At 49.5% G+C, this 14,439-nt stretch carries 16 protein-coding genes and 1 pseudogene; 9 read left to right on the forward strand and 8 right to left on the reverse strand.

What is annotated here, in order from left to right; translation table 11 throughout:
* The first annotated feature begins 112 nt into the window (after positions 1-112).
* The 3 genes from MKQ70_RS35990 (at position 113) to MKQ70_RS36000 (ending at position 2,512) form a co-directional block, all read left to right on the forward strand.
* Complete coding sequence (locus MKQ70_RS35990) at positions 113-625, forward strand: hypothetical protein (RefSeq protein WP_248080341.1); 513 nt, start codon at positions 113-115, stop codon at positions 623-625.
* 135 nt (positions 626-760) lie between these two features.
* Complete coding sequence (locus tag MKQ70_RS35995; RefSeq protein ID WP_248080343.1) at positions 761-1,222, forward strand: hypothetical protein; 462 nt, start codon at positions 761-763, stop codon at positions 1,220-1,222.
* Positions 1,223-1,441: 219 nt separating this feature from the next.
* The gene (locus tag MKQ70_RS36000) at positions 1,442-2,512 is read left to right on the forward strand and encodes a S41 family peptidase (protein ID WP_248080345.1); all 1,071 of its coding nucleotides are present in this window, start codon (positions 1,442-1,444) and stop codon (positions 2,510-2,512) included.
* A 4-nt stretch (positions 2,513-2,516) separates the two neighbouring features.
* Here MKQ70_RS36000 and MKQ70_RS36005 read toward each other — a convergent pair whose 3' ends face one another.
* From MKQ70_RS36005 to MKQ70_RS36015, 3 genes are all read right to left on the reverse strand, one after another.
* Positions 2,517-3,050 (reverse strand): dihydrofolate reductase family protein, encoded by a 534-nt coding sequence (locus MKQ70_RS36005; protein WP_248080347.1) that lies wholly within the window; start codon positions 3,048-3,050, stop codon positions 2,517-2,519.
* A 72-nt stretch (positions 3,051-3,122) separates the two neighbouring features.
* The gene (locus MKQ70_RS36010; RefSeq protein ID WP_248080349.1) at positions 3,123-3,338 is read right to left on the reverse strand and encodes a helix-turn-helix domain-containing protein; all 216 of its coding nucleotides are present in this window, start codon (positions 3,336-3,338) and stop codon (positions 3,123-3,125) included.
* Positions 3,242-4,099: a DUF6597 domain-containing transcriptional factor gene (locus MKQ70_RS36015; RefSeq protein ID WP_248081902.1), complete on the reverse strand. Its 858-nt coding sequence runs from the start codon at positions 4,097-4,099 to the stop codon at positions 3,242-3,244. Before MKQ70_RS36015 ends, MKQ70_RS36010 begins: the two co-directional genes overlap by 97 nt.
* A gap of 64 nt (positions 4,100-4,163) precedes the next feature.
* Here MKQ70_RS36015 and MKQ70_RS36020 point away from each other — a divergent pair, with 64 nt between their 5' ends.
* On the forward strand, positions 4,164-4,463 hold the full coding sequence (locus MKQ70_RS36020; protein WP_248081903.1) for a hypothetical protein: 300 nt from the start codon (positions 4,164-4,166) through the stop codon (positions 4,461-4,463).
* Positions 4,464-4,507: 44 nt separating this feature from the next.
* Entirely contained in the window at positions 4,508-5,245 is a 738-nt protein-coding gene (locus MKQ70_RS36025; RefSeq protein ID WP_248080351.1) for a hypothetical protein, read from the forward strand.
* A gap of 143 nt (positions 5,246-5,388) precedes the next feature.
* On the opposite strand, the gene MKQ70_RS36030 is transcribed toward MKQ70_RS36025, so the two are convergent.
* A complete protein-coding gene (locus tag MKQ70_RS36030) occupies positions 5,389-6,540 on the reverse strand; it encodes a metal-dependent hydrolase family protein (RefSeq protein ID WP_308199600.1) in 1,152 nt (383 codons plus the stop codon).
* 834 nt (positions 6,541-7,374) lie between these two features.
* On the opposite strand from MKQ70_RS36030, the gene MKQ70_RS36035 reads away from it, so the two are divergent.
* Genes MKQ70_RS36035 through MKQ70_RS36050 form a run of 4 tightly spaced genes read left to right on the forward strand, consistent with a single transcriptional unit; the run spans position 7,375 to position 12,080 of the window.
* Positions 7,375-8,277, forward strand: a complete 903-nt coding sequence (locus MKQ70_RS36035; protein ID WP_248080355.1) for a carboxypeptidase-like regulatory domain-containing protein — start codon at positions 7,375-7,377, stop codon at positions 8,275-8,277.
* A 20-nt stretch (positions 8,278-8,297) separates the two neighbouring features.
* Positions 8,298-10,370, forward strand: coding sequence for a TonB-dependent receptor domain-containing protein (locus MKQ70_RS36040; protein ID WP_248080357.1), 2,073 nt, complete (start codon positions 8,298-8,300; stop codon positions 10,368-10,370).
* A gap of 22 nt (positions 10,371-10,392) precedes the next feature.
* Positions 10,393-11,349: a RagB/SusD family nutrient uptake outer membrane protein gene (locus tag MKQ70_RS36045; protein ID WP_248080359.1), complete on the forward strand. Its 957-nt coding sequence runs from the start codon at positions 10,393-10,395 to the stop codon at positions 11,347-11,349.
* Complete coding sequence (locus MKQ70_RS36050) at positions 11,253-12,080, forward strand: RagB/SusD family nutrient uptake outer membrane protein (RefSeq protein ID WP_248080361.1); 828 nt, start codon at positions 11,253-11,255, stop codon at positions 12,078-12,080. Before MKQ70_RS36045 ends, MKQ70_RS36050 begins: the two co-directional genes overlap by 97 nt.
* Positions 12,081-12,223: 143 nt before the next feature.
* On the opposite strand, the pseudogene MKQ70_RS36055 reads toward MKQ70_RS36050, so the two are convergent.
* The 4 genes and pseudogenes from MKQ70_RS36055 to MKQ70_RS36070 all read right to left on the reverse strand — a co-directional run.
* Positions 12,224-12,610: pseudogene (locus MKQ70_RS36055) on the reverse strand (sulfatase/phosphatase domain-containing protein); the annotation flags it as partial.
* Positions 12,611-12,712: 102 nt separating this feature from the next.
* Positions 12,713-12,889, reverse strand: coding sequence for a sulfatase-like hydrolase/transferase (locus MKQ70_RS43130; RefSeq protein WP_372490069.1), 177 nt, complete (start codon positions 12,887-12,889; stop codon positions 12,713-12,715).
* On the reverse strand, positions 12,871-13,527 hold the full coding sequence (locus MKQ70_RS36065; RefSeq protein ID WP_248080364.1) for a sulfatase-like hydrolase/transferase: 657 nt from the start codon (positions 13,525-13,527) through the stop codon (positions 12,871-12,873). The genes MKQ70_RS43130 and MKQ70_RS36065 overlap by 19 nt, the downstream gene beginning before the upstream one ends.
* 9 nt (positions 13,528-13,536) lie before the next feature.
* A complete protein-coding gene (locus MKQ70_RS36070; RefSeq protein ID WP_248080366.1) occupies positions 13,537-13,956 on the reverse strand; it encodes a hypothetical protein in 420 nt (139 codons plus the stop codon).
* Positions 13,957-14,439 lie beyond the last annotated feature (483 nt).

The following is a 14,439-nucleotide window of genomic DNA, read 5'->3' on the forward strand; positions in this document are numbered from 1 at the left end:
TCAAATCAGTATAGAGAATGCAATGAAAATGTTTGTTTTTTTACGCTGTTTTCCCCCTTTTTTAATATAACGTGCACGTCATAATTGTTAACCATTTTAAACACTTATTCTCATGATTATTTCAACCAATGGCGCAGGTTTCAGAAACCCGGGCGGTACATCCGGATTATTACTTGCCGACGGTATGGCCTTCCACGAAGATTACATGGTTTTTAAACCAGCTGCTGTCGTTAAAAAACGCGGTTTCCTGAAGGTGGCTATTACCGGATCTGTTTACGGTTACGCAGGTATAAACTTTACGTTAACCACCCGTATTTTTCAAGGCGCTACACCAATGTTCGATGCCAACCATTTTCTGAGTGTGCCGATGACCACCGGTGAGCATTATTTCTCGAGCGAAATGCACATTCCTGTAGGTACAGCCAGTATGGAGAGCGGCAATTACATTATTACAAGTCACATCGACAGCAATACGCATCAATACCAACGTGCAGGATCGCTGCCTGCCGGCCCGGACGATATGTACCGTGCAGCGTTGCTATGGACGATGGAAAATACCGAAAATGGCTATGGCCCCAATGGAATTGATGTGAAATCCATTGTTGTTACTTACCTGGAGAACTAGCGGCTGTCCTTACTTATCCCTTACCCAAAGCCGGCTGAACCTTCATGTTCAGCCGGCTATGCCGGTAGAAAAGCCGAATTATACTTGCATGAGACCGTCAAAAAGATATATTCGCACTTAGTAATACCATCCACGATGAAGATATTAACCCGATTGATTGCCTCATTTCTCCTCTTGGCCGCATTCATGCAAGCATTGCATGGGGCTCCCATCACGAATACCCGCGACACCGCCGACCTGGTGCTGCTGGCACGTGTGTGGGGATATCTGAAGTATTTTGCACCTGGTATCAGCCAGCGAAATGTGGATTGGGATAAGGTGCTGGTTACCCAGTTGCAATACCTCGATGAAAACCCCGGTGCTGGCATTGGTCACTCAATCCGAACGATGATGGACTCAGCGGCCGCTGTTGCACCCTCGGGTAAGAAGGCCGGCGCGCTGCAATTGGCCGGCGCCAAATCGTTCGAAAAGATAAATATTGATCATAGCTGGATCATGAAATCTCCCGGCTCAGTGCTGCTGACAAACAGCGGCTTACTGCGCTGGCGGATTATTTTGTACCCTTTCCCAACAAGTATATTGAAACACCCGATGTAACTGGGCGTCCGTCCCCGGTTTTCAAAGAGGATACTTATACGGCCGACTATCTGCCCGAGAAAAATTACCGGTTGCTTGCCCTGTTCCGCTATTGGAATATCATAGAGTACTACCTGCCGGCCAAATACCAGCAAAAAGGCACATGGCCGCAAACATTGGCAAGGTTTATTCCTGAGTTTACTGAAGCCAATACGAACCGTAAATATGCGCTTGCCCCTGGTGAAACTGAATGCTGCCATCACCGATGGTCATTCGGTGATGCCCAATGTTGGCAAGTACCCCGAGACAGTATTGTCAGGGAGATTGATACGCGTTCCTTTTACTACGGGCGTGGTGGATGATACAGTCGTTGTGATGCACACGGATTCCGGCTTTGCAGAACGGAGCGGCATTCATAAAGGCAGCCGCATCCTCGCTGTGAATGGTGTGCCGGTTCGTCGTTTGGTCGATTCGCTGACAGCCTGGATGAGCGATCCGCGGGAAGTGATGAAGCAATATTACATCACAAGGTCCGGCATGCTGAGCCTTGTGCTCGCGAAAGGAGATTCGCTGGCGGTGACATTCGAAAGTGCGGGTAAGCCGAAAACTTTTGCTATGCAGTACGGAAATAAGGAAATGATGGATTATCTGCAGGTAGCCGGGAGAGCCTGGAGAGCGCAGGCAGAACTGGCGAAACAACGGCCGGCTGATCCCGCTATGCGAATGCTGGAAGGTGATATATTGTTAATTGATCCGTCAAAATGGACGGGTACGATGGCGGATAGTACACGCAGGCTGTTATCAAAAGCGAAAGCGTTGATAATAGAATGCCGCACCTATCCTAATTTCGATTTCATCAATTTTAGCGATATCCTGTTTGAGAACAAAACAACATGTATTCTTTGGAACGGCTCGGTAAGTTATCCGGGTCTCACCCGGGCCGTTGCTTATTCCCGTGGCCCGGACCCTGAGATGCATTTTAAAGGTCCGGTAATAGCACTTATTTCTGAGCGTTCGCTTAGCCGGCCGGAAATGTTGACCATGATCGTGAAAGCACGCGGCGGCAATACAAAACTGATTGGCCGTACCACCGCCGGTGCTGATGGTGATGTTACGCAGATTCCTATGGTGGGTAACCAGTCTATGCGTTTCGTGATATCCGGACTGGGCGTGCTTTATCCCGATGGAGGTTACACACAGGGTGTGGGCATCGCGCCGGATATTGAAGTGCCTAACAGCATTGATGAGCTGATAAGCGAAAAGGACGTCATACTTGACAGGGCATTACAATATCTTGGTACGCTACGGTAATATTTTATCGTGGAACGTAAGTTAATTCTACCACGCCCGACTTAAAAACCCTGGTGTCGGTCAGTTGTAATGCAATACGATCCGTCAGCGCTTCGAACAATGGTTTGCCGCTACCCAATGCAACCGGGTGTACAGATATCTTATAAACATCTATCAACTCCAGTTTGATGAATGTTTTAATAAGATTGGCGCCGCCATACAGCCAGATGTCCTTACCGCCCTGTTGTTTAATAGCGGCTACTTTATCCGCAATATCAGTAGCAACAAATGTGGCATTTGCGTCGGTCCTCGGTTGATGGGAGAACACAAACTTGGTTTTGGAGTGAATACCTTTCCACATGCTTTTTTCTGCTTTCCCTGCATTTTCTTCCGGTTGATAATTTCCCCAGGCGTCGTAGCTTACCCGTCCGTACAGCATAGTGTCAATACCGTCGATAAACGCATCAAATTGCATGTCGTCGTCCATGATGCACCAGTCAATTTCTCCATTAGGTCCTTCTATAAATCCGTCTAAGCTGACCGCCAGGTTCAGGATCACTTTTTCATATCGTTATCTTTTTTACAAAATTAAAACGTGTTTCCGCTGATGCTTTGGAAAAATGCGACATTCTTAGAGTTGGGAAGGCGCGTACCCGGTATTTTTCCGGAGGTCGTTAGTAAGATGCGCGTGGTCGTAGTAACCGCATTCGAAAGCAATATCCAGTAAACTGCTCTTGTGTGCCTGCATTTTTATTTTAGACAGGGCATGTTGAAAACGAATAATATTCGAGTATTCTTTTGGAGTGATACCAATATGTGTGTTAAAATGCCGCTCCAGTTGCCGCACGGTGATGAAGTTTCTCTGGCAATCTCCTTGATGCTCAGTTGTCCGTTGGATTGATGAATGGCGTCAATAATAGGTTGAAGAGGGAGGTTTTGTTTTTGTGATCGATCCTGTAAAAATGAATTCAGGTAGTAAAAGGGATTTTGTATGCATTTGTCAACATTGAAAGCGTGTGCCTTTTCAAGTTGAACAGTTTGGTCGGTGAGCTCATTCAGCGGGGCGTACTGATAAAAATTGGAGAAAACGCCGGGCTTCAGGCATACGCCGACTAAATGGGTATGGGCGGTGATAAAGCTCTCTTTAAAGGAAGTCATGGCGCCCACCACGTAGCTTTTACCGGGTTCCATGCTCACTGCCCCATTATCCGTAACACATTTATCTCCCAGGTTAACAATCAAACCGGGACAACCATCAGGGAATATACGGTCCCATTGGTTATCGTCCACTCCGCCTTTCAGTTCCCAGAAGGAATGTATATATGGAGTAAGTGTGATGCAGGGTTCGATTGCCTTGTGTTCCATGGAGGGCAAAAATACGACGATTTCCGGTCGTTCGTCTTCATAATCGATACATCTGTCTACGGCGACAGACAACACATCATGATAAACGAAGCTGCTATTAGCTTTGCCGTATGAAATACTGTTACCTGCTGTTACTGCTCGGCATCCTGAGCTGCAGCAAAAGAATGACCCCGGTAAAACCGAAACACCCGCGATCCCTTTTCCCCAGGGCTTTCCCGTCGCCGCCGCCGTTACCAAAACCATTGGTCCCGCAGGGGGCGATATTGCGATTAGTGGAGAAATCAAAGTGACTATACCTCCCGGAGCGGTGTCGGCCGATACCGAATTTAAAATTACACCGGTAAGCAGTACGCTGCCAATGGGTTCGGGCAACTGTTTCCGCCTGGAGCCGGAAAATATTGAATTTAATAAGGCGGTAGAGGTTTCCATTCCTTACACGGATGAGGATACGGACGGGAGTGCTGCTGAAATGCTGTACCTCGCGTACCAGGATAAAGATGGCTACTGGACCGGGCTGCTGGGCAGTACATTGGACAAAACAAATAAGCAGGTAAAGGTGAATACCGGCACTTTAGCGACTGGGGCCTTTTTCGTCGTTTTATCGTGATTGTGGAACCTGCGCCGGTTGAACCCAGAGAAAAGGCAAAAGTAATGTTGCAGATCGAGGATCACCGTAAGGCCCGTTACCGGAACGAGAAGGAGGAGGCTGCCGCACCAGTTGTGCTTGTACAGCCGCATCAATATAAATCCACGGAGAACATCACGGGCTGGAAGGTGTTGGGAACAGGGAAGCTGGATGTTGCGCCTGAAAAATATTATGCAGATTATACTGCGCCGGACAAGGTTACCGAAGAGACAAGAGAGTATGTAGAAATATCACTTAAAAACGTGGTGAACAGCCAGCATCCTGATCGCGCGGGCACTTCAGGACAAGTGATTACGCGTACCCGTATACCGCTAAAGGTGGAAGATTTTAATCTTTATGTAAACGGTGCGAAAATGGACGTTCAATATGCCTATGCTACGGTAGGAGCTGGTTTTATCCGTATACAGGGCATGCAGGACCCGAACCATACGTTCGAGCTCTCGATTAGCGCGGGCAGTAAAGGTACTTACGGTTATGGTATGGCAGGGGAGTCAGGTAAGGCAATTATTTATAACAGCTTCGTGAGCGGCCGCCCGTCACGCATAACAACAAAACAGGATTGCAATACCAATCAGTATATTTTTTCTGGAGGTAGTGTAACGATTTCTGAACTCGATGTAGCGGGCGGTATCGCTGCCGGCAGTTTTACAGCAACGACCTGGTGGCCGGACGTTTCCAACCCGTCTGTTTGCCAGTACCACGAGCAAAAACTTTCGGGCGATTTCCGGATAACAATACTTTGATGAGGACCGATGGGCGTCGCTCTGTGGAGGGCGCCCTTTTTTTATCAGACAGCAAGCGCCCGGGGTAACGGGTGCTTGCGGTTTTGGTACAATTGCTGAAGTGTGCGACGCAACGGCTGTATGGTAGCGGTTTGCTGCTGGTTTCAAAAGAAATTATTTGCTTTTAGAAACAACCTTCCCGTCTTTAAATACTGCATGTACATCGAACAATACTTTCGAAAAGTCTTTTCGAGGTCGCCGTTAAAAATGACAATATCTGCTGCCACGCCGGGTTTGATGACGCCTGTTCTTCCTTCCTGTCCCAATGCTTTTGCGGCATTCCAGGTAGAAGTGCGTAACGCATCTTTCACTGAAAAGCCTTGCTCTACATAAGATGCGATCGTTTCTTTCGCATAATCACCACGGGTAACAGAAAGTTCTATATACGCGTCCGAGCCGCCGACAATCATGACGCCGGCCTTCTGAGCGCGGCGGAGCCGGTCGCCTAACGGTTGCAGTTCGGCCTTTACAGTAGCGGAATCGGCGGGCATATTGCGTGCTTTCATCATTTCAATGCCCTGCCTGATAGATACATCTGTAGGTACGAGATATACTTTTCGTTTAGCCATCAGTGCGAGTGTGCTGTCTGATATATCATACCCGTGCTCGACACCGTCAACACCCGCCAGCACGGCATCGCGAATGACGCCATCAAAATTGGCGTGGGCTGTAACAGTCAGATGGTATTCATGGGCAGTTTTTACAATGGCTTCCGTTTCGGCTTTGCTGAGCCCAAGCCGCTCACCCCATGATGCTATTTTAATAACACCCGCAGAATGATTCACGTGCTCTTTTACAGCCAGTATGGCGTCGTCCACACTTTTTACTACCCGATATTCGGCAGCAGTGATGCGATCGTAATCCTTAAAAGGCAACTGGTAAAATTGGCCGTCTATCGCGCTGATAATCGGGCCTGAGCATATCATGCGCGGACCTGGAATATACCCTCTGCCAATCGCGGAGGATACTTCCCTGTCGAGGTAGTATCCGGAATTGCCGAGGTCGCGAATGGTGGTGAAACCTGCGTCCAGGTATGACTGTGCGAACCCCGCGGCCCGCAAAACCCTGCGCTCCGGCGAATTAATAAGCCCATCCACCGCAAGGTTTTCTGAATGCAAACCCTGCAGCGTCAGCAGGTGTGTATGCATGTCGATCAGTCCCGGCGTAACAGTGGCGTTGGGTAAATCGAGTATCCTGGCGCCTTCGGGCGCTTTCAGCTGGGGGCCTACGGCTTTAATTTTGCCGCCTTCTATCAGGACATCCTGTTTGTCGAGAAAAGTATTTTTTCAGCGTCATAAAATCGTCCCGCCCGTATGAGGGTTGTCTGCGCGGAAGTTTGCAGGGTTAAACACAAGGTGCATAACGCGATCAGTAATGTCAGTTTGTTTGTCATAAAGAGGATAAATTGCTGCGCCTTAAAATAGAACGGAAATTCAATATATGCAAACTGACGCGATGGAAACTACAGCGCAGTTCCGTTCACACTAAAAGGCCTTTGAAGTTTCAACATAATAGCGTAACTTAATTGAGAACAGGAAACCGGTATCCACGGAAAAAATTACGCATCCTTTGATTATCTGAATTAATTTACGATATTCACGTTTGTAAGAATTCCACATTCAGACCAAAAGCACAGACAAACTTTTACCAAAATAAATATCGAATCAAGTACAAAAGAAAAGTCAACGCCCAGTACGCACATTTTTTTTGAAACAGTGAAAAACCGGTTTAGCCAGTCGTTTATGAGTAAAAAGGAGCCCCCGATGAGGTATAGCGGCTAAACTCCGGAAAGACTTTGTGAGAAAGTATTTCGACTAAACTTATTGCATTCACGTATGAAACAGACAGTGTATCAATGCGCAGGCGATTCACGCCATTCACGCCTGCAGCCCTGGTTTCGCCGATGCCGGGGTCCGGTTATAGTTAATGCGCGGCACTTAACGCCGCATTAAATGTATTGCCACGCGCGTATTTCGCCTGTACGCCGCCATGGTAGCTTATTGTCTTGTCCCAACACACGGTGCCGCCGCGTGAACATCGGGCTATTGCCTTTTAAATCCTTCATTCCATTCAACCAAAAATAGATCATCATGAAACAAACATTCTACTTTTACACGCAAGCTGGTGGTTGTTTGCTAAAACGTTTTACAAGAGGCGTTACAGGCAAATTTACCTGGCTGGCCCTGTTGCTTTCTGTCTGCTGGCAGTTTAGTTATGCACAATCGCGGCAGGTTTCCGGTACGGTGACCGGTTCAAAAAGTGAAGCGCTTTTTAATGTGAGCGTTCGCCTGAAAGGTACTACTACCGGTACTTTCACCGATGCGCAGGGCAAATTTAAATTAAATGTGCCGGACAATGCCGCGGTGCTTGTGATTACTTATCTTGGTTATGAAACAAAGGAAGTGCCTGTGGGCGAGGCTTCCAACGTGAACATCGATCTTAAAGAATCGATATCGCAACTCACCGAAACGGTGGTAATTGGTTATGGTTCCGTACAAAAGAAGAACCTGACGAATGCGGTAACATCGGTAAACAGTAAAGACTTTTTACAGGGTGGGTTTAACAGTCCGCTCGCGCAGATCGAAGGTAAGGTAGCGGGTGTGGCCGTGTCCAGCACGGCTGCTGCCGACCCCAACAACGGCGCAACCATCCAGGTGCGTGGTGTGGGGTCAATCGGCGCTGGTTTTGAACCGTTGATTGTTATCGACGGTATGCCCGGCGGCGATCTCCGCAATATAGCACAGCAGGACATTGAATCCATCAACGTATTGAAAGATGCATCTGCCGCCGCGATTTATGGATCGCGCGGCGCTAATGGCGTGGTGCTTATTCAAACTAAAAAGGGCAGAGCAGGTAAAGTATCACTGACCTACGACAGCTTCGTTGAGCATGATGCGGTTGCGGCAAAGCCGGATATTCTTTCTGCTACCGAGTTCCTCGCCAAACAACGCGATACAGATCGGGGGCACGTACCGACTGGTACGAGGAACTGATCAGAAAAGACAATTTTGGGGTGAACCATTACATCACTGTTGGTGGTGGTAGCGAAAACAGCATCTTCCGGTTATCGGGTAACTTCCGCAACAAAAGCGCGATCGACATTGCGACAGAGCGCAGGGAATACGGCTACCGTGCTAATTTCCAGCAGCGTGTGCTGGACGGGCTGCTCGAGTTTTCCGGTAATTTATCGCAAAGGGTTACCCGTGAGGAATACACCAACTACGACGCCTTTAAAATGGCGGTGAAGCTCAATCCCACGTTGCCTATCATGGATCCCAATGATCCGCTGTACTACAACACGCTCCAGGGTTATGATACCTACAACCCGGTACAGAACCTGAAAGCCCGCGAGAACGGCGCCGATCAGAAGTATTCCATCATGGACCTCAACATCAGATTAAATCTTACTAAGAATCTCAACACTGAGTTAAAGCTGGCCCGCCAGGGACACGAGCGGCTGGGTCGCGAGTATTACACCTCAAAATCCGCGGAATCTATTCAAAACAACCGCACCGGCCGTGGCCGCCTGCAAAGTGAAAACTGGACGGATTATACACTGGAGTGGGTCGGCAATTACAACGCCCGCTTCGATAAACACGATCTCGGCGTGATGGGCGGCTACAGCTACCAGGAATTCAATACACAGGGATTCTGGGCGGAGAATATGGACTTCCTGTCCGACGCATTCCGCTACAACAACACGGATGCCGGCGCATGGAACCTCGAAGACGGCCGCCTTGGCATGGATTCATGGAAGAGTAAAGAAAAGCTCGCCGCCTTTTTGGGTCGCGTGAACTACAATTATGATAACACTTACTTCCTTGCAGCGTCGTTCCGTTACGAAGGAAACAGTAAGTTCGGGGTAGACAATCGCTGGGGTTTTTTTCCCGCTGCATCTGCCGCCTGGCGTATATCTAACATGGGTTTCCTGAAAGGCAGCAGCGCGGTAAATGATCTGAAACTGCGCTTCTCGTACGGCTCCGCCGGTCGCTCCGGTTTTGCGCGTTACACTTCCCTGGCGCGTTACACCGCCTATGGCAAGTATCGCGACGACGCCGGCAGCTGGATACAGGTGTATGGTCCGGGTAACAACTACAACCCAAACCTGCATTGGGAAAGGGCTATCGCATATAACCTGGGTGTTGATTTCGCTTTCTTCCGTAACCGTCTTACAGGTAGCTTCGACCTGTTCGACCGCGAGAGCAAGGATATCCTCGACAACTACGACGTACCGGTGGGTGCTTTCCTGCACGAGCAGATGTACGTGAACGTGGGTACGATCAGTACGAAAGGTGTGGAACTCACCGTGAACTACAATGTGCTGGAGGGTAAAAAGTTTACCTGGACCACCAACGTTACCGGTTCCTATCTTAAATCGAAGTTGAAATCATGGTCGAATTCGGAATTTACCGGCAACATCCGTTATCTGCAAGACCTGCCATCGCCGGGTAACCCTGGTCCCGCCTACCGCCTGGAACCGGGCGTAGAGCTGGGTAGCTTTTACGGTTATAAATATGCCGGTGTAAACGACGAGGGTAAAATCATGGTTTGGAAAGGCGGGATTGTTGGTAAAGAAAAAATCCTCGGTTCTACTTCAAGCTCCGGCACGGACCGCACCTATCTCGGACACGGCGCGCCGCACTACGAGCTGTCATGGGGCAACACGTTTGCGTACGGTCCGTTCGACCTGAGCCTGTTTTTCCGTGGCCGTTTCGACTACAAAATCCTGAACCTGTACCAGATGTACTATGGTTTACAGGCAGAGCCAGGCATCAACCTGCTGAAAGATGCGTACGGCCGGAACGCGCAGATCACGTCTACGAAACTAATTACCGATTATTTCCTGGAGAAAGGCGATTACTTCAAGCTGGACAACCTTGTACTGGGATGGGCGCCTAAAATCCCGATTAAACAGGTGAACAGTTTCCGGTTGTATGGCGCGGTGCGCAATGTATTTACCATGACTAAGTTTACCGGGCTGGATCCAACGCAGGTGGGCATTACCGGCTTAACGCCCGGTTACGGTAACCTCGACGTATACCCGGTAACCCGTACGTTCACTTTTGGCGCACAGGTAAACTTTTAACATCCACTTAAAAATGAAGAACATGAACCTAAAGAAAATATGCGGCCTGTTCCTTTGCTCCATCGTGTTTTCGACGGGGTGTACGAATCTGGACGAGGAACCATTTGATGTAATGCCGGCCGGCACGTATTACCAGGATAAAAACTCAATCGTTGCCGCAGTGCTCCGGCCATATGAACATGGACATTGGTGTGGCTGGGACGGCGATCGCTGGTTGCTCAGCGAGCTCACTGCCGACAATTTCGTCTGGACGCAAAAAGGTAAACACGGTTACGATGGCGGCGACTGGATCCGCCTGCATGGTCATAACTGGAACGTGGACGATGGCCACATCAATGGTGGCTGGGTGGGCCCGTACCAGGGCATTGGCCAGTGTAATGTGATTATCGGCGATATCGAAAAACTGGATTATCCGCGTTTCGGTTTCACCGAGGCCGACAAAGCCGCGCACGTGGCCGAGTTGCGCACCTTACGCGCCTGGTTTTATTTATTTCTGATCGACTTTTTCCGCACCGTGCCTATCTATAAGGAGCCTCAGAAAGTAGAAGCGCAAAGCACCCCCGCGGAGGTATTCGCTTACATTGAAACGGAGCTCAAAGAGTCCCTGCCCGGTTTACCGAAAAACGGCGCTGCCGGACGTTGGGACCAGGGTGGTGCGGCGGCTTTGCTGGTGCGGCTTTACCTGAATGCAGAAAAATGGACAGGCACAGCGCGATATACTGATTGCGCCGCGATAGCCCAGGAAATAATCGATGGTAAATACGGCACTTATTCCATTGATACCGATTACCGGGGCCCTTCCGTTCAGGTATCAAAGGTTATCGTTCACCAGAGAACATTTTTGAATTCCCGCATGCGAAGAATATTTATGAAGCCGGTTGGATGTACAACGCCACCATGCACTACCAGGCGCGTTATTCGCTGGATAACGATTGGGGCGGTTGGAACGGTATTCACCTTACACCTTCACGCGATGTAGACGGCAACCTGTTGCCTTATAAACTGGGTATGCCTTATGAGCGTTACGAGGCCACCGATTTGCGTAAGGCGCCGTTTAAAACGATTAATGCAAACGGCGATTACGAGGGCTTTTTCCTGATCGGGCAGCAGTATGAGTACAATTATGCACGTGGTTACGGCTATGATAGTACGAAAACGGTAAAAGGCTCCGAAGAGTATAATGGTAAGCCTTTGGCGTATGTTGATATGGTGGGACGTTTTTCCGAAAAGCCAGGCGGGCGCTGGCCGGAAGGATCGCATGTAAACACGGGTGAAGAAAATTCCGGTGTGCGCCTGCTTAAATTCCCCTGGCTGCCGATGACGAAAGAACTGTTCCAGTTCAACTCCCTGCCGGAAATCCGCCTGGCCGAAGTGTATTATGCATTGGCAGAATGTAAGTACCGGGCGAATGATAAACCCGGCGCCGCCGCCGCGCTGGACGCGGTGCGCAAACGTAACTTCCCCGACGCAGCCTGGGCGGCAAGCGCTTATGTAACAAACATTGCGAAACTTACCGACGATGAATTCGTGATTGAATTAGGCCGCGAATTCATTGGCGAACGCCATCGCCGCACAGACCTCGTGCGCTGGAACCGCTTCGGCGCCGAGTGGTGGGACAAACCTGTGGATGCGAAAGACCGCAGCGTATTCCCGATTCCGCAACGTGCGCTTAACTCCAACCCACTGCTCAAACCCAACGGTTTTGAGTGATGATTAGGTTGGTTGATAAAGGAAGAGCGGCTGGTTTATACCGGCCGCTTCTCAGCTTGATCAACTTGACTTACTGGACAGCCGTTACGAAGGCTTTATTCATAAAGACCGGATCATTGCATGGGAGCCCTTACGAAATACTGTTACTCTTTCGGGTAAGCCGCCATCAACCTTTGCAATTCCTTTACTTTAGTCGCTTCCCGTTCGGCCAGGTTATGCCGCTCCGATATATCATTTTTCAGATCAAATAGTTCTGTAATCGTAGTTACGCGCAATTTCCAATCACCTTTGCGCACCGCTTCCAGTTTGCCCTGGGCGCTCAGGTAATACAACACCCGCTCCGGCATCACCTTCTGTTGGCCGCTCAGATGCGCCCACATATCGATTCCTTCGATGTTAGCGGGGAGTGATTGTTTATCACCCGCCACATGTGCAAGCGTAGGCAGCATATCGTTAATAATGAAAGGCGACAGCGAGTACTGTCCGGCCGGGATATGCCCCGGCCAGCGTGCGATGAAGGGTACGCGGTGGCCGCCCTCGTAGGTATTGGCTACCGCCGTTGAGTGGTCCTACCGAACCGTGCCCGTAAGGTTTCACGATATCGCGGCCGAACATGCGCGCGGGCATGTTGTTCAGGGGCCGTTGTCACTGGTGAATATGACGATCGTATTGTTGTCTATTTTGTTTTGTTTGAGTGCTGCCAATACTTTGCCTACGCAGTCGTCCAGCTGCTCGATCACATCGCCGTACAGGCCTGCTGCGGAATGTCCTGTCCATTTTGGCGTGGTGGCTACGGGGGCGTGTGGCATGGGGTAGGGGAGATAGAGAAAAACGGTTGTTTGCTCTGTGCGGCGCGGCGGATGTACGCGGTGGCGCTGTCGGTGTACAGGTCCATGAGCTTACTGTAGTCCGGTTTTTCAATCACCCGTTGTTGATCATAAAACACGGCCAGCGCGGTATCTGTTTTTACGAAAGGATCCTGGTAATCGTGGCTGTACAACATGCCAAAGAAGTGTTGAAACCCATGATCGAGTGGTTTAGTATTGGGTTGGTCGCCCAGGTGCCATTTGCCGATCATCATGGTCTGATATTGATTTCGGCGAAACATTTTTGCTACGGTGAGCAGGCTGTCATTCAATCCGAACGGAGTGCCGGGCGCAATGGCGTAGGGCATTTTTACATGATCGGGATAACGCCCGGTCATGAATGAGGCACGCGAGGGGGTGCAGGACGGGGCCGACACCATGAACGAGCCGCCACGGAAACCTTCGGCAGCCATTCTGTCAAGGAAAGGTGTGCGGATTTGCGGATGGCCGTAGCAACTGAGATCCGCGTAACCCATATCATCGGCCAGGATAAAGATTACATTTGGTTTTTGCGGGGATTGCGCCATTGCGCTGATGCCCGTGCACAGGAGGCCCAGCACGGAACATAGATACTTTTTCATACTAAATAATTATTTGCCCGTATTGGAATAATGCGGCACGGGCGGTTTGGCAGGCGTACGTGTAGCGCCTTGCCGTGGAAGAGAGGATTTGTTAATGTATTGCTTTATATATAACGCCGACGAGTAAACGATTAATGCTGCCATAGATGTGAGCACTACACCGAAGCGTAGTTTACGCCGGCGTGCACGGCGTTTATTTTCGTGTATACGTTGGGTGACGAGCAGCCAGTCGGCCCCTGCGTCCAGGTTTCGTTTAAAAACCTGTGCGTCGGCACTGTTCAGGCGGTCCTCGAGTTTCGTCCAGAGCGTCCTTACTTCCGGATGTTCGTCCGCAAACCGCTGTAGTGCAGCAGTTTCGGTGGAGGAGAGATTGCCTGAAACCTGGCGCAATAAAAGTGTATCAATCTTTTCGCGTTTGTCCGGTCTCATATGATGACGGTACTGCTGTTTCCTGTTTTTCTTTCGCTCAGGGCCTTCTTGTCCTATAGATCGTCTGTCCTATATGCCCTTTCAGTAACTTCTGGCTTACAAAATACAAAATCCGGCAAAATATAACAGCGGAATTTATGGCTTGAACAGCTTTGATTCCAGCCGGGAAACACTTTATCATATTAAATATGTTAAGATATTTTATGCGCCATTCACCCGCTGCCAGTTTTTAGCGGTCTTCTAAGTACATCGGTACAATTTAATGTGCATCGATGGCATTTATTAAGTGTCTATAGTAGTGGAGGCCATTCCTGGCCTCCAATCTTTCTTTCTGCCATGCGTTTAACCACACATTAACAACCCAACGCTTTTAAAGTACTCCCATCATTCTTAAATTTGCGGCGTGAATTGTTTGGAATCGTTTGTCAACTTGAGCGCCCCGGTTGGGCTTTACTTTCATCGTCGCATTGTGTAACCTGTTAT

Source organism: Chitinophaga sedimenti (assembly GCF_023156195.1).
Taxonomy (GTDB): Bacteria; Bacteroidota; Bacteroidia; order Chitinophagales; family Chitinophagaceae; genus Chitinophaga; species Chitinophaga sedimenti.

Coding starts and splice junctions, on each gene's coding strand:
- MKQ70_RS43130 (WP_372490069.1), bottom strand. CDS start 12,889: ATGCCACACGCCCCCGTAGCCACCACGCCAAAATGGACAGGACATTCC.
- MKQ70_RS36050 (WP_248080361.1), top strand. CDS start 11,253: ATGTACAACGCCACCATGCACTACCAGGCGCGTTATTCGCTGGATAAC.
- MKQ70_RS36070 (WP_248080366.1), bottom strand. CDS start 13,956: ATGAGACCGGACAAACGCGAAAAGATTGATACACTTTTATTGCGCCAG.
- MKQ70_RS36015 (WP_248081902.1), bottom strand. CDS start 4,099: ATGGTTTTGGTAACGGCGGCGGCGACGGGAAAGCCCTGGGGAAAAGGG.
- MKQ70_RS35995 (WP_248080343.1), top strand. CDS start 761: ATGAAGATATTAACCCGATTGATTGCCTCATTTCTCCTCTTGGCCGCA.
- MKQ70_RS36025 (WP_248080351.1), top strand. CDS start 4,508: ATGTTGCAGATCGAGGATCACCGTAAGGCCCGTTACCGGAACGAGAAG.
- MKQ70_RS35990 (WP_248080341.1), top strand. CDS start 113: ATGATTATTTCAACCAATGGCGCAGGTTTCAGAAACCCGGGCGGTACA.
- MKQ70_RS36035 (WP_248080355.1), top strand. CDS start 7,375: ATGAAACAAACATTCTACTTTTACACGCAAGCTGGTGGTTGTTTGCTA.
- MKQ70_RS36065 (WP_248080364.1), bottom strand. CDS start 13,527: ATGAAAAAGTATCTATGTTCCGTGCTGGGCCTCCTGTGCACGGGCATC.
- MKQ70_RS36045 (WP_248080359.1), top strand. CDS start 10,393: ATGAACCTAAAGAAAATATGCGGCCTGTTCCTTTGCTCCATCGTGTTT.